The sequence below is a fragment of the Streptomyces sp. NPDC000410 genome (genome assembly GCF_040300305.1).
Lineage (GTDB): Bacteria > Actinomycetota > Actinomycetes > Streptomycetales > Streptomycetaceae > Streptomyces.
Window position 1 is genome coordinate 32,414 of sequence record NZ_JBEPDM010000017.1, and the last position, 20,027, is coordinate 52,440.

Here is a 20,027-nt window from a genome sequence, read left to right on the forward strand (position 1 = left end):
TATCGTGACTGCGTCGTGCGGCGCTGCATCCGGGCGGAGCCGGGATGCCCGCCAACCCGGATCGTGCGAATAATTCTGGCGTCTTGTTATTTCGCGGACAGGAGTGCAATGGCTCGGGAGCAGGCGCCTGCGGGTGAGCGGGTCGCGGACTGGGCGGACGGCCGGCTGGGCATTTACGGCCTGGCCAAGGCCAATATGCGCAAGATCTTCCCGGACCATTGGTCCTTCATGCTGGGTGAGGTCGCGCTCTACACCTTCATTATTATCATCCTCACGGGTGTATATCTGACGCTGTTCTTCCACCCGTCGATGAACGAGGTGGAGTACCACGGTTCGTACGTGCCGATGCAGGGTGTCCTGATGTCGGAGGCGTACGCCTCGACGCTGGAGATCAGCTTCGACGTGCGCGGCGGAATGCTGATCCGGCAGATCCACCACTGGGCCGCGCTGCTCTTCCTCGCGGCGATGTTCATCCATATGATGCGCGTGTTCTTCACGGGCGCGTTCCGCAAGCCGCGTGAGATCAACTGGGTGTTCGGGTTCTCGCTGTTCGTCCTCGGCATGTTCACCGGATTCACCGGTTACTCGCTGCCGGACGACCTGCTCTCCGGCACCGGTGTCCGCTTCACGCAGGGCGCGATCCTGTCCACGCCGATCATCGGCACGTATCTCTCGATGTTCATTTTCGGCGGGGAGTTCCCCGGCACGGACTTCGTGGCCCGGTTCTACTCGATCCACATCCTGCTGCTGCCGGGCATCATGCTCGGCCTGCTGGTGGCACACCTGATCCTGGTCTTCTACCACAAGCACACGCAATTCGCGGGCCCCGGCCGGACCAACAACAACGTCGTCGGCATGCCGCTGCTGCCGATCTACATGGCCAAGGCCGGAGGCTTCTTCTTCCTGGTCTTCGGTGTCATCGCCATCATCTCGGCCATCGCCCAGATCAACCCGATCTGGGCCATCGGCCCGTACCGCCCGGACATGGTGTCCACCGGCGCCCAGCCCGACTGGTACATGGGCTTCGCCGAGGGACTGATCCGGTTCATGCCGGGCTGGGAGATCAACCTCTGGGGACACACACTGGTCCTCGGCGTGTTCATCCCGCTGGTGCTCTTCGGGCTGCTGCTGGTGATCCTCGCGGCGTACCCGTTCTTCGAGTCCTGGCTCACCGGTGACGACCGCGAGCACCACATCGCTGACCGCCCGCGCAACGCGCCGACCCGTACCGCGTTCGGCGTGGGGTGGGTCGTGATGTACATGGTCATGCTGATCGGTGGCGGAAACGACCTCTGGGCGACCCACCTCCACCTGTCGATCAACTCGATCACGTGGTTCGTCCGGATCGCCTTCATCGCCGGCCCGGTCCTCGCGTTCATCGTGACCAAGCGGATCTGCATGGGACTCCAGCGCCGCGACAAGGACAAGGTCCTGCACGGTCGCGAGACCGGCATCATCAAGCGCCTGCCGCACGGAGAGTTCGTCGAGATCCACGAGCCGCTCCCGCAGGGCAGGCTGCACACGCTCACGGCGCACGAGCAGTTCCGGCCGGTCGAGCTCGCGCCGAAGGTCGACGAGCACGGTGTCGAGCGCAAGGTCACGCTCTCCGAGAAGCTCCGCGCGAAGCTCAGCAAGGGCTACTTCGGCGAGCAGAACCAGATTCCCAAGCCGACGGCCGAGGAGTACCGGGAGATCAGCAGCGGCCACGGCCACCACTGATTCCCCCGGCGGCGCCGAGCGCGGGCAAGGAGCATCGCGTGCCTTATCGAAGCGACGAACTCGCCTCCGCCCGGCGCCTCTGGGTCACCACGTTCACCCCGGACGGCGCGCCCGTGCGGACGGCCGCCTGGGTGGTGGCCGACGGCAACGCCCTCGGCATCTGCGTACCCACCGACTCACCACCCGCTCAGTGGGTACGCAGCTGCCGGACCCTGCTCATCGCCGCCTGTCCGGGCGACGAGGGCCTGCTGCGCGCCAAGGCGACCCTGTGCGGACCGGAGCTGACGGTGCGGTACCGGACCCATGTGATCAACAAGTACGGTGTCACCGCGCTGCTGGCGCTCGCCCTGCACCGGTTCCGCAACGGCCTGGACGGAACCGTGGGCATCCGCATCACCCCGGCCGGCCCCCGCCAGCTGCTCCTCGGCCCGGCGTGGCAGCCCGCCCACACCTACAGCCTGAACTGAAGCCTCCCGCGGCGGCCACGCCCTTCAGGGGCGCCTTTACCAGCCGCCGCCGGAAGCGATACGGCGGATCTCCGGAAGAGCGGCTTCCAGCACGGTGTCGAACCAGGCGGAAACCGGCTTCTCCTGCTGCAGTTCCTTCAGCTCCTGGCGGGTCACGTACCGGGTGTCGTTCACCTCGTCCGGATTCAGGTCGACCGGCTGGTCGACGATGCCCACGAAGAGGTGGTTGAACTCCTTCTCCACCAGGCCCGAGATCTCGTCGGGGTGGTGATAGGTCACCGTTCCGGCCGGCGTCAGCGTGAACTCGGAGAGTCCGAGTTCCTCACCGACCCGCCGCGTGGCGGCGGCCTTGGGGTCTTCACCGGGGTAGGGGTGACCGCAGCAGGTGTTGGACCACACGCCGGGCGAGTGGTACTTCGACAGAGCCCGCTGCTGGAGCAGCAGGTGCCCCTCCCCGTTGAAGAGGAACACCGAGAACGCGCGGTGCAGCTGCCCCGGCTCCTGGTGCGCCGAGAGCTTCTCGGCGGTTCCGATCGTCCGGCCGTCGGCATCGACCAGCTCGAGGAGAATCGGTTCGCTGGGCAGATCCTGCGAGGACGGAATGGATGCCACTGTTTCAACCCCTGTTTCGAGACATCACGTACCCGTTAAGGGCACGCTCAGACGTTTACTTGCGGTCACGTTCTGTAATGAAGGTCTAGAAGATCAAGAAGAAGGGTGGCGCCACGCGTCCCGGCGTCAGGTCGTCGTGGCCGCCACCCAGCGCTCCAGGGCGGCCTTGGCCGCGCCCGAGTCGATGGAGTGGGCGGCCTTGGCCATCCCCTCGGCGATCTGCTCGGGCAGCGGAGCGTCACTGGGCTCCAACGCCACGAGGGCGGCAGCCGAGTTGAGCAGTACGGCGTCCCTGACCGGACCGCGCTCACCGGCCAGCAGACGGCGCGCCACCTCGGCGTTGTAGGAGGCGTCCGCGCCCCTCAGTGCCTCGATCGGCACCAGTTCGATGCCCACGTCGCGCGGGTCGAAGGACGTCTGCCGGACCTTCCCGTCCCGGACGATCCACACCGTGGACGTACCGGTCGTCGTGAGCTCGTCCAGCCCGTCGTCCCCCCGGAAGACCAACGCGGACGAGCCGCGTTCGGCCAGCACACCGGCGAGGATCGGAGCCATACGCGCGTCCGCGACACCCGTGGCCTGGGCACGCACCCGGGCCGGGTTGGTCAGCGGACCGAGGAAATTGAAGGTGGTGGCGATGCCCAGTTCCCTGCGCGCCACCGCCACGTGCCGCAGCGAGGGGTGGAACTTCACCGCGAAGCAGAAGGTGATGCCCGCCTCGGCGGCGACCTCCTGGACGCGCTGAGGGGTCAGCTCGAGATTGACACCGAGCTTCTCCAGGACGTCCGAGGAACCGGAGGCGCTGGAGGAGGCCCGGTTGCCGTGCTTGACGACCGTGGCTCCGGTACCGGCGACCACGATGGACGCCATCGTGGAGATGTTGACGGTCTTGGCGCGGTCGCCACCGGTGCCGACGATGTCGACGGTGGCCCCGGGTACCTCGATGAGATGCGCGTGCTCGTACATCGTGCGTACGAGACCCGTGATCTCCTCGACCGTCTCCCCCTTGGCGCGGAGTGCCACGGCGAAGCCGGCGATCTGTACGTCGCTGGCTTCGCCGCGCATGATGCGGTCCATCGCCCAAGCGGTGGCGTCCGCGCTCAGATCCTGCCCGGCCAGCAGCGCGCTCAGCACGTCTGGCCAGTTCCGCGGGACGCCTCCGGCGGACGAACCGGCGAAGGGAACCGTGCTCATACTCCACGCTCCTGGGTGTGCCTGCCCAGTCGGGGACCGCTGGACCGGAGATCGGACGACAGGGCTGCGGGCGGGATCACCACGTCGACGAACAGCGTGCCGACGCGGCCTCTGCCCCGGTCCAGCCTATCGACGTCCCCACTCCCCCGGGTGTCGGCCCGCATAGTGAGCGGCCGGGGTCAAGGGCCGGACTCAGCCGGCCCGCCGCTCCACCACCACGGGAAGCCGGGACGGACCGCGCAGCCAGATACCCGGCTTGAGCGCGACCTCGTCGTCCTCGAGCGTCAGGGTGGCGGCGCGCTTCGCCAGGCCGATGAGCGCTTCCTTGGCCATCAGCTTGGACAGGTTGTCGCCCAGGCAGTAGTGGATGCCGCGGCCGAACGAGAGGTGCTTGCGGCCGTGGGCGCCGAGGGTGAAGGAGTCGGGGTCCGGGAAGACCCGCTCGTCACGGTTGGCGGCCGCCAGCATCAGGAGCACCACGTCACCCGGCTGGATGGTCTCGCCGTGCAGCTCGATCGGCTCCGTCGCGACCCTCCAGGAGGCGTGCGTCGGGGGCTCCAGGCGCAGCACCTCGTCGACGACGTCGTCCGCGAGCGCCGGGTCCTCGGCGAGCCGGGTCAGCGCCTCGGGGTGCTCCGCGAGCAGCGCGACGGCGTTTCCGATCAGGTTGGAGAAGGTGTCGAGCCCGGGAACGATGAGGAGCACGCAGACCGCGGCGATCTGGTGGACCGTCAGGTCGTCGGCGATCTCCTTGGGGCTGCGGGCGAGCTTGGAGATCAGGTCGTCGCCGTCCCCCTGCTCCCGCTCCTGGAGGACCTTGACGAAGTACTCCGTACACTGGGCGACCGCCTTCTGGCAGGCCTCGGCGAGGTCCTGCGGCGGCTCCGCTCCCAGCTCCAGAATCCGGGCGATCTCGGAGGACCACGCTGTGAAGAGTTCCTGATCCTCCCGCGGAATTCCCATCATGTCGCCCAGGACGCGAACGGGAAGCGGCATGGCCAGCAAATCCATGACGTCGAAACGCTCGGGCAGCTCGTCGAGCAATTCATCGACGACCACGGTCACGGACTTGATCAGGTTCTCGACCGCGGAAGGCGTGAAAGGCGCGGCGACCAGATTCCGCAGACGGGTGTGCTCCGGCGGGTCCAGCAGCTTGAAGAGGTTGGAGTCCCAGCCGTCCATGCCCAGACCGAGGAACGGCGGCGGCTCCTCGCCCTCGGCGCCGGCGGCCTGGGCGAAGAACTGGGTGCTGCTCAGGTCCTTGCCGAGCCGGCGGTCCCGCAGCAGGACCTCGGTGTCCTTGTAGCGGCTGACCACCCACGCGCCCAGCGGGCCTCGCAGCACCGGGTGGTCGTCCCGGAGCTTGCGGTAGACCGGATAGGGATCGCGCCGGAATTCCGGGTCCGCCGGATCGAACGGGAAACCGGTGTTGACCTCAGGATTGGACATTCTTGATTTTCCCCCGTCTGCGCGCCGGCTCAGGGCCGCCGCCCGTCGAGACCGTCTCACCACACGTTCAAGATCACTAACTCGGATGATCTTATCTCTCGCCCCACAGGGTGGATATTACGAAGAGGTAACGATCAACTTCGGCCGGACGCCGTAAAAGGGCAACAAAAGGGTGAGGCCCCGCGGAAGTATTTCCGCGGGGCCTCACCGTGGTTTCAGCAAACGGTGCTCATCAGTGGTGGCCGTGGCCGCTGGTGATCTCCCGGTACTCCTCCGCCGTCGGCTTGGGAATCTGGTTCTCCTCGCCGAAGTAGCCCTTGCTGAGCTTCGCGCGCAGCTTCTGCTTGCGGGTCGGCTTGCTCTCGACGCCGTTCTCGTCGACCGTCGCACCGAGCTCGAGCGGCGCGTACTGCTCGTGCGCCGTGAGCGTGTGCAGCTTGGCCTGCGACAGCGGCTCGTGGACCTCGATGAACTCACCGTGCGGCAGACGCTTGATCATGCCGGTCTCGCGACCGTGCAGGACCTTGTCCTTGTCGCGGCGCTGGAGACCCAGGCAGATCCGCTTCGTCGCGATGAACGCGATGACCGGTCCGGCGAACAGGAAGATCCGGCAGAACCAGGTGACCGCATTGATCGACAGGCTGAAGTGGGTCGCCCAGAGGTCGTTTCCACCACCGATCATCGCCACGAAGACCATCGTGAGCCATGCGGCACCGAGCGCGGTACGGGTCGGCGCGTTGCGCGGCCGGTCCAGGATGTGGTGCTCCCGCTTGTCCCCGGTGACCCAGGACTCGATGAACGGGTACACCGCGGGCGCCATGAGCATCAGACCGAAGACGATCAGCGGGATGAACACGCCCAGGACGAACGTGTGGCCCCAGACGTTGATCTCCCAGCCCGGCATGATGCGGACGAGTCCCTCGGAGAAGCCCATGTACCAGTCGGGCTGGGCACCGGTGGAGATGTGGTCCGCACGGTAGGGACCCATCGACCAGATCGGGTTGATCTGCGCGACGGCCGAGACGGCCGCGATGACACCGAAGACCAGGAAGAAGAAGCCTCCGGCCTTGGCCATGTAGACCGGCAGCAGCGGCATGCCCACGACGTTGTTGTTGGTCCGACCGGGACCCGCGAACTGCGTGTGCTTGTGGTAGAAGACCAGGATCAGGTGCGCCACCAGCAGGCCGAGCATGATGCCCGGCAGCAGCAGGATGTGGATCGAGTAGAACCGCGCCACGAAGTCCGTTCCGGGGAACTCCCCGCCGAACAGGAACATCGAGATGTAGGTACCGACCACCGGGATGGACAGAACCAGACCCTGACCGATGCGGAGACCGGTGCCGGAGAGCAGGTCGTCCGGGAGCGAGTAACCGGTGAAGCCGGTGAACATGCCGAGGACGAACAGCAGGAAGCCGAACAGCCAGTTGATCTCACGCGGCTTGCGGAACGCGCCCGTGAAGAACACGCGCATCATGTGCACGAACATCGCCGCGAGGAAGATCAGCGCGGCCCAGTGATGGATCTGCCGGATCAGCAGACCACCGCGCACGTCGAAGCTGATCTCCAGCGTCGAGGCGTACGCCTCCGACATCAGGACACCCTGCATCGGCACGTACGAGCCGTGGTACTCCACCTCGTTCATCGACGGGTGGAAGAACAGCGTCAGGTACACACCCGTGAGGATGATGATGATGAAGCTGTAGAGCGCGACCTCACCCAGCATGAAGGACCAGTGGTCCGGGAAGATCTTGCGCATGTTGGCCTTGGCCAGGGAGTAGATCCCGAGCCGGCCGTCCGCCCAGTCGGCTACCCGCTCGCCCGCGGGTGCCTTGCGGTTGCCCGCCGCGCCTGCGGCTGACGTCTGCGTGTTGGTACTCATCCGCGCTCCCAGAAGGCAGGACCGACGGGCTCTTCGAAGTCGCCGAGCGCCTCGAGGTAGCCCCCCTTGTTCACTCCGATCCGCAGCTGCGGAAGGGCGTGACCGGCCGGGCCGAAGATGACACGGGCGCCGTCGGCGAGGTCGAAGGTGGACTGGTGGCACGGGCAGAGGACGTGGTGGGTCTGCTGCTCGTACAGGGAGATCGGGCAACCGACGTGGGTGCAGATCTTCGAGTACGCCACGATGCCCTCGTGCGACCACTCGAGCTCGCGCTTGTCCTTGATGTCCTCCGGCTGGATCCGGACGATCATCAGGGCGGCCTTGGCGATCTCGTTCTGGAAGCTGTGGTCGTGCTCCTTCAGACCCTCGGGCATGGCGAAGGTCAGCGAACCGACGACGATGTCCTCAGGACGGAGCGCCTGGCCCGTGTTCATGTTCATGAGCCGCTTGCCCTTGGCCCACAGCGTCTTGCGCAGCTTGAGCTCGGGCAGCGGGCCCAGGTCGCGCAGCAGCATCACGCCGGAGAGCGGCACCATGGCCAGCGCGCCGAACATGGTGTTGCGGATCAGCTTGCGCCGGCCGAAGCCGGACTCCTCGGCGCCCGCCCGGAAGTCGGCGTGGACCTTGGCCCGGACCTCGGGCTCGGCCGCGATCGGGTGACGGTCGTCCGCGACCTCCACGTCGGACATCAGGGTGCGGGCCCAGTGGACCGCGCCCGCGCCGATGCAGAAGAGGGCGATGCCCAGCGTCATACCGAGCGCGAAGTTCAGCGCGCTGATGTGACCGATCGGCCAGACGTAGATGTTCATGTCGACCGGGAAGATCACGTAGGACGCGATGAAACCGATCGTGGCAAGCATCGACACCGTGAACAGCAGGGCGACCGTACGCTCGGAACGCCTGGCGGCCCGCTCGTCGATGTCCTGGATGCGCGGCTTGTGCGCGGGGAGACCGGGGTCGGCGAACGGGTCGTCCTTGACCGCGACCTCTCCGTGCGCGTGCTCCTGCCCTGCCGGCAGGTTCTCTTCTGGAATGTCTTGGCTACTCATGACTTCTTGGCCTTAGCGGTGTGGGCCGCGACCCAGATGGCAACTGCGATCAAGGCGCCCAGACCGAAGATCCAGGCGAACAGACCCTCGGTGACGGGGCCGAGACCACCCAGCTTCAGACCGCCGGGGTTCACCGTCTGGTCACCGTTGACGGTCTTGACGTACGCGATGATGTCCTTCTTCTCCTTCTCCGGCATGGTCGTGTCCGGGAAGGAGGGCATGTTCTGCGGGCCGGTCTGCATGGCCTCGTAGATGTGCTTCTCGCTCACGCCTGCGAGGCTCGGCGCGTACTTGCCGTGGGTGAGGGCGCCGCCCTCACCGGTGAAGTTGTGGCACTGGGCGCAGTTGTTGCGGAACAGCTCGCCACCGTTGGCGACGCTGGCACCCTCCACGCTGTACTGCTTCTCGGTCGGCGTGATGGGGCCGGCGCCCAGCGACGCGATGTACGCGGAGAGCTGGTCGATCTGGGCCTGGGTGTAGATGTTCGGCTTCTTCGGCACCTGGGCGCCCGGCTGCTGTGCGGGCATACGGCCGGTGCTGACCTGGAAGTCCACGGCGGCGGAACCGACGCCGACCAGGGACGGGCCGTCGGTAGTGCCCTGACCGCCGGTTCCGTGGCAGCTGGCGCAGCCGACGGTGTAGAGCTTCTTGCCCTCCTCGATGGCGAGGGACTGGGCGGTTTCATCGGCCTGCGCCTTGTCCGCGGGTGCGAACGCGGCGTACAGCCCCCCAGTGGCCGCCAGCGCGAAGAGTAGGACGACGACCGCCGCCAGCGGATGGCGTCGTCGTGCGGAGAGCTTTTTCACGGATTACCCCGGTGTCAGGATCTTCTGCGTCGATGCTTCTGGAATGTGTGCGGGTATGGACCCGGCGGGTACGGACCCGACTACTTGATCATGTAGATCGTGGCGAAGAGGCCGATCCAGACGACATCGACGAAGTGCCAGTAGTAGGACACGACGATGGCGGCGGTTGCCTGCTCGTGGGTGAACCTCTTGGCCGCATACGTCCTGCCGAGAACCAGCAGGAAGGCGATGAGACCGCCCGTCACGTGCAGACCGTGGAAGCCGGTGGTCAGGTAGAAGACCGAGCCGTACGGTCCGGACGAGAGCGACATGCCCGCGTCCTTGACCAGCTCGGTGTACTCGGTCACCTGGCCGCCGATGAAGATCGCACCCATCACGAACGTGATGATGAACCACGTCCTGAGCTTCTTCACATCACCGCGCTCGGCGGCGAAAACGCCGAGCTGGCAGGTGAGGGAGGAAAGCACCAGGATCGTGGTGTTGGCCGCCGAGAACGGGAAGTTCAGGTGAGCCGCCTGCTCGGACCAATACTCGGCACCCGTCACCGATCGCAGGGTGAAGTACATCGCGAAGAGGGCCGCGAAGAACATCAGCTCGGAACTCAGCCAGATGATGGTTCCGACGCTGGTGAGGTTCGGCCGATTGACCGACGGGTGCGCGTGCCCGGTTTCTACTGTCGTTGCTGTCGCCACGACCGACATTATGTCGGTCGCTTATCCAGCCCTCACTCCGGGGGGTGCCGTTCGGTGTGTCCGTACCCCCTGTCCAGCCCGAACGGCCCATCGAAATGCCGTCATCGACGCTTCCGAACCGGTGCTGACAACGCGTCGGGAGGGGTAGGCTCCCGCGCATCGGTGCACCCGAAGTTCTCCCTGACGAACCGGAGGAACCATGCAGTCGACCGCCACGGTGCTGGTGTACAGCGACAACGCCAACACCCGCGAACAGGTACGGCTGGCCGCGGGCCGTCGCCCGGCCGCCGACGTTCCCCCGGTCGAGTTCCTCGAGTGCGCCACGCTGCCCGCGGTGCTCGCGGAGCTGGACAAGGGCGGCATCGACGTCTGCGTACTGGACGGCGAAGCGGTTCCCGCCGGCGGTATGGGCGTCTGCCGGCAGATCAAGGACGAGATCTTCCACTGCCCGCCCGTGCTGGTGCTCATGGGGCGCCCTCAGGACGCCTGGCTGGCCACCTGGAGCCGTGCGGACGCGGCGGTGACCCTTCCGGTCGAACCCGTCGAGTTCGCGGACGCCCTGGCCGGTCTGCTGCGTGCGAGGCTGGGCGCCAACCACTGAGCCGGGACATCCCCTACACCTGCGGGCGGAGGCGTGCCGCCTCGACGCGGCCGCCGCCTCGGGTCCCGTCGAGCAGGGCGCTGCCGTCCCGCCAGTCGTCCCACGCTATGTTCCAGTCGCCGAAGCCGTTGCCGAACGGGTCCATTCCGCTGCCGAGGCTGTTGACGACCTCGACTATGTCGCCCTGACGGACGGTGTTGAAGAACCAGGCGGCGTTGCTCGTGGACATCCCGGTGCAGCCGTGGCTGACGTTGTCGTTGCCCTGGGAGCCGACGGACCACGGCGCGGCGTGGACGTATTCACCACTCCAGGTGACGCGCGTGGCGTAGTAGACGGGCAGATCGTAGGACTCGGAGCTGCCCGCGGGTATCCCGATGCTGGTGCCGCGCATCCGTACGAAGTACTCCTTGCCGAGCACCACCTTGACGCCGTTACGGGTGGAGAAGCCCGGTTTGCCGGTGGTCACCGGAATGGTGTTGATCACTTTTCCGTTGCGCTTGACCGTCATCCGGTGCGAGCCGGCGTCCGTTATCGCCTCGATCCGGTCGCCGATGGTCAGTTCGACGGGCTCGGCGGGGCCTCCGTAGAGCTTGTCGCCGACCTTGACGCCTTCCAGAGTGCTGCGCACCTGGACCGTGGCGCCCACCGGCCAGTACTCCTTGGGCCGGAAGTGCAGCTTCTTGTCGTCCACCCAGTGCCAGGCGCCGTCCACCGGAGGCATGGAGGTGACCTTCAGGGAGCGCTCGACGGCCGCCCTGGCGTCCTTGGACTTCACCGGCGCGCCGAGCTCCGCCGTGAGGGGCTGGCCGACGCCGTACGTGCCGGACTTCGGCCCCAGTTCGACCTTCATGACCTTTTTGGCCGCGGCCGTGTCGAACGTGCGTATACGGATCCCCGGCGCCCCGTTCTCGTCCTCCGTGGAGACCTTGACGGTGTAGCGCGTTCCGGCCAGGAGCGGGCCCGTGGAGCGCCATATGCTGCCGTCGGCGGCGAGTTCGCCCGCCAGATAGCGGCCGGCCGAGTCGACGGCGGTGACGTCGGTTATCCGGCCGTCCTTGCCCTTGGCGGTGACTTCCAGGGGCTTGTCCAGGTTCGCCTTGGCGTTCCCCGTGGGCGCGTTGACGGCGACCTGACGTGCCGCGTCGTACGGCCTCGCGGACAACGGGTGGCCTTCCTGGCCGTCACATGCGGCCATGGCCGCCCCGATGGCCAGCACCAGTGCGGTGACGCTCACTGCGATGCGCTTGCGCGGCATGTCGTTCATGAGCACACGCTATGAAGAACGCCCGGTGGCGGCGCGCCGGATGACTGCAAACAGGGGCCCGGACACCACCCGATCGGGTGGTGTCCGGGCCCCTGCGTCATGCGGAGCGGACCGCTCGTTACTGGTTCTGGTTCTCGCCGCGGTAGTACTCGAACACCCAGCCGAAGATCCCGATGAGGATCAGCGGGGCCGAGAAGTACACCAGCCACCAGCCCATCGCGATGCCCAGGAAGGCGAAGGCACCACCGACGGCCAGGGACAGCGGCTGCCAGCTGTGCGGGGAGAAGAAGCCGACCTCACCGGCCTCGTCCGCGACGTCGGCCTCCTTGTTGTCCTGAGCCATGGCGTCGACACGCTTGGCCGTGAAGGCCAGGTAGTAGCCGATCATGATGCTCAGGCCGAAGGCCAGGAACAGCGCCGTCGTACCGGCCGGCTCCTTCGACCACACGCCATAGAGAATGGCCATGGCGAGGATGAAGACGCTCAGCCAGATGAACATCCTGCCTTGGATCTTCACTTGCCGGCCTCCTTGTCAGCGGTGATGGCACCGTGACCGGCGTGCTCGAGCTGGTCGAGGGCCGCGATCTCCGGGTGGTGCAGGTCGAACGCCGGGGATTCGGAGCGGATCCGCGGCAGGGTGAGGAAGTTGTGCCGCGGCGGCGGGCAGGACGTCGCCCATTCGAGCGAACGGCCGTAGCCCCACGGGTCGTCGACCTCGATCTTCTTGCCGTACTTCGCCGTCTTCCAGACGTTGTAGAGGAACGGCAGGATCGACAGACCGAGCAGGAACGAGGCGATCGTCGAGATCGTGTTCAGCGCGGTGAAGCCGTCGGCGGCGAGGTAGTCCGCGTAACGGCGCGGCATGCCCTCGGCACCCAGCCAGTGCTGGACGAGGAACGTGCCGTGGAAGCCGATGAACAGCGTCCAGAAGGTGATCTTGCCGAGCCGCTCGTCCAGCATCTTGCCCGTGAACTTCGGCCACCAGAAGTGGAATCCGGCGAACATCGCGAAGACCACGGTGCCGAAGACGACGTAGTGGAAGTGCGCGACGACGAAGTACGAGTCGGAGACGTGGAAGTCCATCGGGGGCGAGGCCAGGATGACACCGGTCAGACCACCGAAGGTGAAGGTGATCAGGAAGCCGATCGTCCAGAGCATCGGGGTCTCGAAGGACAGCGAGCCCTTCCACATGGTGCCGATCCAGTTGAAGAACTTCACACCGGTCGGTACCGCGATCAGGAAGGTCATGAAGGAGAAGAACGGCAACAACACGCCGCCGGTGACGTACATGTGGTGGGCCCACACGGTCACGGACAGACCGGCGATACCGATGGTCGCGGCCACCAGACCGATGTAACCGAACATCGGCTTGCGGCTGAAGACCGGGATGATCTCCGAGACGATGCCGAAGAACGGCAGGGCGATGATGTACACCTCTGGGTGGCCGAAGAACCAGAAGAGGTGTTGCCACAGCAGCGCGCCGCCGTTGGCCGCGTCGAAGATGTGGGCGCCGAACTTACGGTCCGCCTCCAGGGCGAACAGGGCCGCGGCCAGCACCGGGAAGGCGAGCAGGACCAGCACACCGGTCAGCAGCACGTTCCAGACGAAGATCGGCATACGGAACATCGTCATGCCCGGAGCGCGCATGCAGATGATCGTGGTGATGAAGTTGACCGAACCGAGGATCGTGCCGAAGCCGGAGAAGGCCAGACCCATGATCCACATGTCGGCGCCGACACCCGGCGAACGGACGGCGTCCGAGAGCGGGGAGTAGGCGAACCAGCCGAAGTCGGCCGCACCCTGCGGGGTGAGGAAGCCGGCCACCGCGATGATCGAGCCGAAGAGGTACAGCCAGTACGCGAACATGTTCAGCCGCGGGAACGCCACGTCGGGCGCGCCGATCTGCAGCGGCATGATCCAGTTCGCGAATCCGGCGAACAGCGGCGTCGCGAACATCAGCAGCATGATCGTGCCGTGCATCGTGAACGCCTGGTTGAACTGCTCGTTCGACATGATCTGCATACCCGGACGGGCCAGCTCGGCGCGCATGAAGAGCGCCATGACTCCGCCGATGCAGAAGAAGACGAACGACGTGACCAGGTACAGCGTACCGATGGTCTTGTGGTCGGTGGTGGTCAGCCACTTCACCACCACATTGCCGGGCTGCCTGCGCCGGACCGGGATCTCGTTCTCGTACGAGTCGTCGGTCTTGGCGGCACCCTGAGGTTCGTTGAGGATGCTCACAGTTGGTTCTTCTCCGCGTTCCGGGCCGGGTCCGTCTGCTCAATGCCCGACGGAATGAATCCGGTCTGCCCCTTTTCGGCCAGCTCCTTCAGGTGCTGCTGGTAGCGCTCCGGGGAGACGACCTTGACGTTGAAGAGCATCCGGGAGTGGTCGACACCGCAGAGCTCGGCGCACTTGCCGAGGAACGTGCCCTCCTGGTTCGGCGTCACCTCGAAGACGTTGGTGTGGCCCGGGATGACGTCCTGCTTGAACAGGAAGGGGACCACCCAGAAGGAGTGGATGACGTCACGGGAGGACAGGATGAAGCGAACCTTCTCCCCCTTCGGCAGCCACAGGGTCGGACCGGGGTTGCCGGTCTGCGGGTTCCGGTCACCGGGGATGCCGGCGTCGTAGACGCCTTCCGCACCCGCGGGGAAGTTCTTGGAGTACTTGTCCGGAATGGCCTTCAGGTTCTTGTCGGCCTTGGCGTCGCCCGTGCCGGCATTGCCGTCCACGTTCTCGACGTAGTTGAAGCCCCAGCTCCACTGGTAGCCGACCACGTTCACGGTGTGGGCCGGCTTGGGGGAGAGGGAGAGCAGCTTCGACTCATCACGTGCGGTGAAGTAGAAGAGCACCGAAACGATGATGAGCGGGGTCACCGTGTACAGGGCCTCGATGGGCATGTTGTACCGGGTCTGCGGGGGAACCTCGATCTTGGTGCGGCTGCGCCGGTGGAAGATGATGCTCCACAGGATCAGACCCCATACCAGTACACCCGTGACGAGTGCGGCCGCCCACGATCCCTGCCAGAGCTGCAGGATGAGCGGAGCCTCCTCCGTCACGGGAGTGGGCATTCCAAGGCGGGGGAAGTCCTTGTATGTGCAACCGGTAGCGGTCGCCAGGATCAGGCCCGCAGTCAGCACCTGCGGCAGCTTCCGCCGCATCGGGCGCCGCGACGAGCGGTCGGAGCCGTTGGGACTCACGTAGCGCCTTCCCGAGAGTCTCGCCCGCGCGGCCGGCTGCGGCCGTCTCGCTGGTCGGTCGCCGGCCCTGACGCGGGCAGGGGTTTGGATGTTTATGCGGACCAAACCCTACTGGACGCAATTTGGGGTCGCGCGGGGAGGGTGCCCAACGCGCCGTCCGACGACCCGAAGGGGTGGACTGCGCAGTTCCGGGGCCCGGACTCCTGGCTTCCGAGAGCCTTCTGACGCCCTCTTCGACGTGCGCCTCCGGGGGCGAGTTAGCGTGGATGTGTGCCTTACTTCGACGCCGCTTCCTCGGCTCCGCTGCACCCCGTCGCCCGGCAGGCCCTGCAGGCCTCTCTCGACGAGGGGTGGGCGGACCCCGCCCGGCTCTACCGGGAAGGGCGGCGGGCGCGGCTGCTGCTGGACGCGGCCCGCGAGGCGGCCGCGGAGGCCGTGGGGTGCCGCCCGGACGAGCTGGTTTTCACCTCTTCGGGTACCCGCGCGATTCATTCGGGGATCGCGGGGGCGATGGCGGGCCGTCGGCGTGTCGGTCGGCATCTGGTCGTATCCGCGGTGGAGCACTCCGCGGTCCTGCACGCGGCTGAGGGACTGCCGGTCACCGAGGTCCCGGTCGGCCGCGCGGGCGCGGTGACGCCGGATGCCTTCGACGCCGCGCTGCGGGAGGACACGGCACTGGCCTGCCTCCAGTCCGCGAACCACGAGGTGGGTACGCAGCAGCCGGTCGCGGAGGTCGCCGAGGCCTGCCGGGCGGCGGGCGTACCCCTGCTCGTCGACGCGGCGCAGTCCCTGCCGTGGGGGCGGGTCGACGGGGCCTGGTCGCTACTGACCGCGAGTGCGCACAAATGGGGCGGTCCGGCGGGCGTCGGGCTGCTGGTGGTGCGCAAGGGTGTCCGGTTCGCCCCTCAAGGCCCGGCGGACGAACGGGAGTCGGGGCGGGCGGCCGGTTTCGAGAACATCCCGGCGATCGTGGCGGCCGCGGCCTCACTGCGTGCGGTACGGGACGGGGCGGAGGCGGAGGCCGGACGCCTGCGGGCCCTGGTCGACCGGATCCGCGTCCGGGTCCCCGAGCTGATCCCGGACGTCGAGGTGGTCGGCGATCCGGTGCGCCGGCTCCCCCACCTCGTCACCTTCTCCTGTCTCTATGTCGACGGAGAGACGGTGCTGCACGAGCTGGACCGGGCGGGGTTCTCCGTCTCCTCGGGTTCCTCCTGTACGAGCTCCACGCTGACCCCGAGCCATGTCCTGCGGGCGATGGGCGTACTGAGCGGGGGGAACGTACGGGTGTCCCTGCCGGTGGGCACGGCGGAGGAGGACGTCGACCGCTTCCTCGACGTGCTGCCCGGGGTCGTCGCCGGGGTCCGCCGCCGGCTGGGGGCACCGGATTCGGCGGAGCCGTCCGCCGAGGCGCCCTCCCTCGTGGTGGACGCCCTCGGCAAGCGCTGCCCGATCCCCGTCATCGAGCTGGCCAAGGTCATCGGCAACGTCCCCGTCGGCGGGACCGTGACGGTCCTCGCCGACGACGAGGCGGCGCGCCTCGACATCCCGGCGTGGTGCGAGATGCGCGGCCAGGAGTACGTGGGGGAGCGTCCGGCGCCGCGGGGCTCGGCGTACGTGGTGCGCCGCACGGGCTGAGCGGTACGGGAGGGGGCGCCTGCGGCGGGCCGACGCGGCGGAGCCGCATATCGGACACAGCCCCCGGCCCGGCCCCCCTTCCCGACAACTGGGGCTCCGCCCCCGGAGCCCCGCGCCTCAATCGCCGGCGGGGCTCCAGAGGAACCCGTCAGGACAGGTAGGTACGGACCTCGGAGGCGGCGTCGTCGCCGTACGCCTTCGTGAAGCGGTCCATGAAGTGGGCGCGCCGCAGCGTGTACTCCTGGGTGCCGAGGGTCTCGATCACCAGCGTCGCCAGCATGCACCCGACCTGCGCGGCCCGCTCCAGGCCCACACCCCACGACAGCCCCGACAGGAAGCCCGCCCGGAACGCGTCGCCGACACCCGTCGGGTCGACCTTGGCGTCCTCCTCCGGGCAGCCGACCTCGATGGCCGGCTCGCCGGCCCGCTCGATGCGCACGCCGCGCGAGCCGAGCGTGGTCACCCGGTGGCCGACGCGGCCCAGGATCTCCTCGTCGCTCCAGCCGGTCTTGGACTCGATGAGGCCCTTCTCGTACTCGTTGGAGAAGAGGTACGTCGCGCCCTCCATCAGCGTACGGATCTCATCCCCGTCCATCCGCGCGATCTGCTGCGAGAAGTCGGCGGCGAACGGGATCTTCCGCGTCCTGCACTCCTCCGTGTGGCGCAGCATCGCCTCCGGGTCGTCCGCCCCGATCAGCACCAGGTCCAGCCCGCCGACGCGGTCCGCGACCGACTTGAGCTCGATCAGCCGGGCCTCGCTCATCGCGCCCGTGTAGAAGGAGCCGATCTGGTTGTGGTCCGCGTCCGTCGTGCAGACGAAGCGCGCCGTGTGCAGGACCTCCGAGATCCGCACGGACGCGGTGTCGGCCCCATGCCGGTCCAGCCAGGCGCGGTACTCGTCGAAGTCGGAGCCCGCTGCCCCGACCAGGATCGGGCGGGTGCCGAGCTGGCCCATTCCGAAGCAGATGTTGGCGGCGACCCCTCCCCTGCGCACATCGAGGTTGTCGACCAGGAAGGAGAGCGAGACCGTGTGCAGCTGGTCCGCGACCAGCTGGTCGGCGAAGCGGCCGGGGAAGGTCATGAGGTGGTCGGTGGCGATGGAGCCGGTGACTGCGATTCGCACGGCGAGGTGCTCCTGGGAGGGAGACGGCGTTGACAGTTAACGCTACCGGGTCCGGAGAGCCCCGCCGAAGTGGGGAAACTACCCGATAGTAGGTCTTTTTTCGCAGCAGCCCCGTGCGTACGGTGCCCCTATGCCCAACCACATCGCCCCGCGCGAGCGGCGGGACTCCGAGACCAGCCTGGCCGAGCTGCGCGGTGACAGCGCACGGATGGTGCCGCACTGGGCCGTACCACCGGCGCCCTCCTCCGCGCCGGTGCCGCCGTCACTGATCCACGGGGTGGTGATCTCCCCGGCGTCCGCCCGGCTGGTCGACGCGATGCCGGTGTACGGCGGCTGAGAAACGCCGCAACGGGAACCGCGCGCTCCTCCGCTCCGTCACATGGGTGTCCCACGTCACGGGTCCCGAAGGAGCAATGCGGTGAACAGTACGGAGCGGCCCCCCACGAGCACCGACGGCCCGCGACCGCGGCGGTCCCCATGGGCCGTCGCTTCGGTGGCCGCCGCGGTGCTGATCGCCGGGGGCGGTGGCGCGTACGTCGCCACCAGCGCACCCGACGGCAGCACGGACGCGAAGCCGCTGCCCCCGCTCGCCCTCGACAGCCGCGCCGCGCCGGGTGTCGCGCCCGGTATCGCGCCGGGTATCGGCCCTGGTGAGCCCGACCCGAACGGAGTCGTCTACCGGGCGGCGGGCGAACTGCCGGACGGCCCCGGCTCGGCGGCGGTCCACAGGCCGAGCGGGACGGTCGGCGCGGCGGAGGTGACCCGGCTGGCCACGGCGCTCGGGCTCGCGGGCACGCCCCGCGCGCACGGCACCGTATGGAAGATCGGCGCGGAGAAGGACGGCGGCGGTCCGCTGCTCCAGGTCGACCGGCAGGCGCCGGGGACCTGGACGTATCGCCGGTACTCCGCCGTGCCCGGCAGCGACAACTGCCTCAAGGGCAAGCCCTGCCCGGTGGCCGCCACCCCGAACGCCCCCGCCCCCGGCTCCGCGGCCAGCGAGCAGGCGGCGATGAAGGCCGCCGCGCCCGTGCTGGCGGCGGTGGGCCAGAGCGATGCCGCGCGGGACGCGAGCCAGCTGATGGGTGCGGTACGGGTGGTGAACGCCGACCCGGTGATCGGCGGGCTGCCGACGTACGGCTGGTCGACCGGCATCCAGGTCGGCAGCGACGGCCAGGTCGTCGGCGGCAGCGGCAAGCTGAAGGCGCCGGTGAAGAGCACCGAGTATCCGGTGATCAGCGCCGAGGAGGCCCTGAAGGGGCTCAACAAGACCCACCGCGCGGACATCGGCGGCTGCGCGACCCCGGTGCCGGCGGAGTCCGCTCCCTGCGAGCCGAAGAAGGGCACCCCCGAGACCCGGACCATCAGCAAGGCGGTCTTCGGGCTCGCGATGCACGCCGTGGACGGCGGCAAGTCCGCGCTCGTACCGTCCTGGCTGTTCGAGGTGGCCCCGCAGGACGGCGCCCAGCGGCACACGGTCACTCACCCCGCCGTGGCCCCGGAGCATCTGAAGCCCGCGCCTCCCGCGGAGACGAAGCTCCCGTCACCCGATCCCACGACGCTGCCGGAGACCTCCACGCGGGGAGTCGAGTCGTACGCCGTCTCCGCCGACGGACGGACGCTGAGCCTGCGCTTCTGGGGCGGGGTGTGCAGCGACTACTCGGCGCGGGCGGACGAGAGCGGCACCGAGGTCAAGGTGAAGATCATCGAGTCGAGGCCCGACCCGGAGCGGGTCTGCATCATGATCGCCAAGGAGCTGACCGAGAAGGTGACGCTGGAGCGGCCGCTGGGCGAGCGGAAGGTCGTCGACGCGGCGAGCGGCGAGAACGTGCCCCGCGCGTGACGTCGCGGAACTGACACCGTACGCCGGAGGGCGGCGACCCGAGAGGGGTCGCCGCCCTCCGGCGTACAGGCCGACGGCTCAGCTGAAGGAGTCGCCGCAGGCGCAGGACCCCGTCGCGTTCGGGTTGTCGATCGTGAAGCCCTGCTTCTCGATGGTGTCGACGAAGTCGATCGAGGCGCCGCCCAGGTACGGGGCGCTCATGCGGTCGGTGACGACCTTCACACCGTCGAAGTCCTTGACGACATCGCCGTCGAGCGAGCGCTCGTCGAAGAAGAGCTGGTACCGCAGGCCGGAGCAGCCGCCGGGCTGAACCGCGACGCGCAGCGCCAGGTCGTCCCGGCCTTCCTGGTCCAGCAGGGCCTTGACCTTGGCCGCGGCGGCGTCGGACAGGAGGATGCCGTCGCTCACGGTGGTGGTCTCGTCCGATACGGACATCTGCTTCTCTCCCGGGTTGTACGGAGACTGCTTGCCGACGGTTGCAACCGGCGGGG

General features: G+C 67.9%; 19 protein-coding genes. 6 read left to right on the plus strand and 13 right to left on the minus strand.

From position 1 onward, the window contains the following. Nucleotides 1-108 precede the first annotated feature (108 nt). Nucleotides 109-1,719 (plus strand): cytochrome bc1 complex cytochrome b subunit, encoded by a 1,611-nt coding sequence (gene qcrB / locus ABT342_RS19010; RefSeq protein ID WP_351574706.1) that lies wholly within the window; start codon nucleotides 109-111, stop codon nucleotides 1,717-1,719. Nucleotides 1,720-1,757: 38 nt separating this feature from the next. Further along, nucleotides 1,758-2,186, plus strand: a complete 429-nt coding sequence (locus tag ABT342_RS19015; protein ID WP_351574709.1) for a PPOX class F420-dependent oxidoreductase — start codon at nucleotides 1,758-1,760, stop codon at nucleotides 2,184-2,186. Nucleotides 2,187-2,222: 36 nt separating this feature from the next. Here the strand turns inward: ABT342_RS19015 and idi are convergent, their stop codons facing one another. The 7 genes from idi to ctaE all read right to left on the minus strand — a co-directional run bounded on the left by idi (nucleotide 2,223) and on the right by ctaE (nucleotide 9,876). Next, nucleotides 2,223-2,798 (minus strand): isopentenyl-diphosphate Delta-isomerase, encoded by a 576-nt coding sequence (gene idi / locus ABT342_RS19020; RefSeq protein WP_351574712.1) that lies wholly within the window; start codon nucleotides 2,796-2,798, stop codon nucleotides 2,223-2,225. 126 nt (nucleotides 2,799-2,924) lie between these two features. Beyond that, nucleotides 2,925-3,992, minus strand: a complete 1,068-nt coding sequence (gene trpD, locus ABT342_RS19025) for an anthranilate phosphoribosyltransferase (protein WP_351574715.1) — start codon at nucleotides 3,990-3,992, stop codon at nucleotides 2,925-2,927. A 192-nt stretch (nucleotides 3,993-4,184) separates the two neighbouring features. Continuing rightward, nucleotides 4,185-5,441, minus strand: coding sequence for a cytochrome P450 (locus ABT342_RS19030; RefSeq protein WP_351574718.1), 1,257 nt, complete (start codon nucleotides 5,439-5,441; stop codon nucleotides 4,185-4,187). 232 nt (nucleotides 5,442-5,673) lie between these two features. Then, nucleotides 5,674-7,320: a cytochrome bc1 complex cytochrome b subunit gene (gene qcrB / locus ABT342_RS19035; protein ID WP_351574721.1), complete on the minus strand. Its 1,647-nt coding sequence runs from the start codon at nucleotides 7,318-7,320 to the stop codon at nucleotides 5,674-5,676. Further along, entirely contained in the window at nucleotides 7,317-8,369 is a 1,053-nt protein-coding gene (gene qcrA, locus ABT342_RS19040) for a cytochrome bc1 complex Rieske iron-sulfur subunit (protein ID WP_351574724.1), read from the minus strand. Before qcrA ends, qcrB (ABT342_RS19035) begins: the two co-directional genes overlap by 4 nt. Continuing rightward, nucleotides 8,366-9,175, minus strand: a complete 810-nt coding sequence (gene qcrC, locus ABT342_RS19045; protein ID WP_351574727.1) for a cytochrome bc1 complex diheme cytochrome c subunit — start codon at nucleotides 9,173-9,175, stop codon at nucleotides 8,366-8,368. Before qcrC ends, qcrA begins: the two co-directional genes overlap by 4 nt. An 80-nt stretch (nucleotides 9,176-9,255) precedes the next feature. Next, on the minus strand, nucleotides 9,256-9,876 hold the full coding sequence (gene ctaE / locus ABT342_RS19050; protein ID WP_351574730.1) for an aa3-type cytochrome oxidase subunit III: 621 nt from the start codon (nucleotides 9,874-9,876) through the stop codon (nucleotides 9,256-9,258). A gap of 190 nt (nucleotides 9,877-10,066) precedes the next feature. Between ctaE and ABT342_RS19055 the strand changes: the two genes are divergently transcribed. Continuing rightward, the gene (locus ABT342_RS19055) at nucleotides 10,067-10,468 is read left to right on the plus strand and encodes a DNA-binding transcriptional response regulator (protein ID WP_351574733.1); all 402 of its coding nucleotides are present in this window, start codon (nucleotides 10,067-10,069) and stop codon (nucleotides 10,466-10,468) included. 13 nt (nucleotides 10,469-10,481) lie between these two features. Here ABT342_RS19055 and ABT342_RS19060 read toward each other — a convergent pair whose 3' ends face one another. The 4 genes from ABT342_RS19060 to ctaC form a co-directional block, all read right to left on the minus strand. Then, nucleotides 10,482-11,732 (minus strand): L,D-transpeptidase, encoded by a 1,251-nt coding sequence (locus ABT342_RS19060; protein ID WP_351574737.1) that lies wholly within the window; start codon nucleotides 11,730-11,732, stop codon nucleotides 10,482-10,484. Between the two features lie 118 nt (nucleotides 11,733-11,850). After that, nucleotides 11,851-12,249, minus strand: a complete 399-nt coding sequence (locus ABT342_RS19065) for a cytochrome c oxidase subunit 4 (RefSeq protein ID WP_351574740.1) — start codon at nucleotides 12,247-12,249, stop codon at nucleotides 11,851-11,853. Next, entirely contained in the window at nucleotides 12,246-13,976 is a 1,731-nt protein-coding gene (ctaD, locus tag ABT342_RS19070; RefSeq protein ID WP_351574743.1) for an aa3-type cytochrome oxidase subunit I, read from the minus strand. The genes ABT342_RS19065 and ctaD overlap by 4 nt, the downstream gene beginning before the upstream one ends. Next, nucleotides 13,973-14,938 carry an aa3-type cytochrome oxidase subunit II gene (gene ctaC, locus ABT342_RS19075; RefSeq protein WP_351574746.1) on the minus strand — a complete coding sequence of 322 codons (966 nt, stop codon included), beginning with the start codon at nucleotides 14,936-14,938 and terminating at the stop codon, nucleotides 13,973-13,975. The genes ctaD and ctaC overlap by 4 nt, the downstream gene beginning before the upstream one ends. Before the next feature lie 270 nt (nucleotides 14,939-15,208). On the opposite strand from ctaC, the gene ABT342_RS19080 reads away from it, so the two are divergent. Continuing rightward, entirely contained in the window at nucleotides 15,209-16,573 is a 1,365-nt protein-coding gene (locus tag ABT342_RS19080; RefSeq protein WP_351574748.1) for a cysteine desulfurase/sulfurtransferase TusA family protein, read from the plus strand. 148 nt (nucleotides 16,574-16,721) lie between these two features. Here the strand turns inward: ABT342_RS19080 and ABT342_RS19085 are convergent, their stop codons facing one another. Beyond that, nucleotides 16,722-17,696, minus strand: coding sequence for a carbohydrate kinase family protein (locus tag ABT342_RS19085; protein WP_351574750.1), 975 nt, complete (start codon nucleotides 17,694-17,696; stop codon nucleotides 16,722-16,724). Nucleotides 17,697-17,826: 130 nt separating this feature from the next. Here ABT342_RS19085 and ABT342_RS19090 point away from each other — a divergent pair, with 130 nt between their 5' ends. Together ABT342_RS19090 and ABT342_RS19095 are read left to right on the plus strand one after the other, a co-directional pair. Then, nucleotides 17,827-18,033 carry a hypothetical protein gene (locus ABT342_RS19090; protein ID WP_351574753.1) on the plus strand — a complete coding sequence of 69 codons (207 nt, stop codon included), beginning with the start codon at nucleotides 17,827-17,829 and terminating at the stop codon, nucleotides 18,031-18,033. A gap of 81 nt (nucleotides 18,034-18,114) precedes the next feature. Then, nucleotides 18,115-19,536, plus strand: a complete 1,422-nt coding sequence (locus tag ABT342_RS19095; RefSeq protein ID WP_351574756.1) for a hypothetical protein — start codon at nucleotides 18,115-18,117, stop codon at nucleotides 19,534-19,536. 78 nt (nucleotides 19,537-19,614) lie between these two features. On the opposite strand, the gene ABT342_RS19100 is transcribed toward ABT342_RS19095, so the two are convergent. Then, nucleotides 19,615-19,971 carry a HesB/IscA family protein gene (locus ABT342_RS19100; protein WP_005318559.1) on the minus strand — a complete coding sequence of 119 codons (357 nt, stop codon included), beginning with the start codon at nucleotides 19,969-19,971 and terminating at the stop codon, nucleotides 19,615-19,617. Nucleotides 19,972-20,027 lie beyond the last annotated feature (56 nt).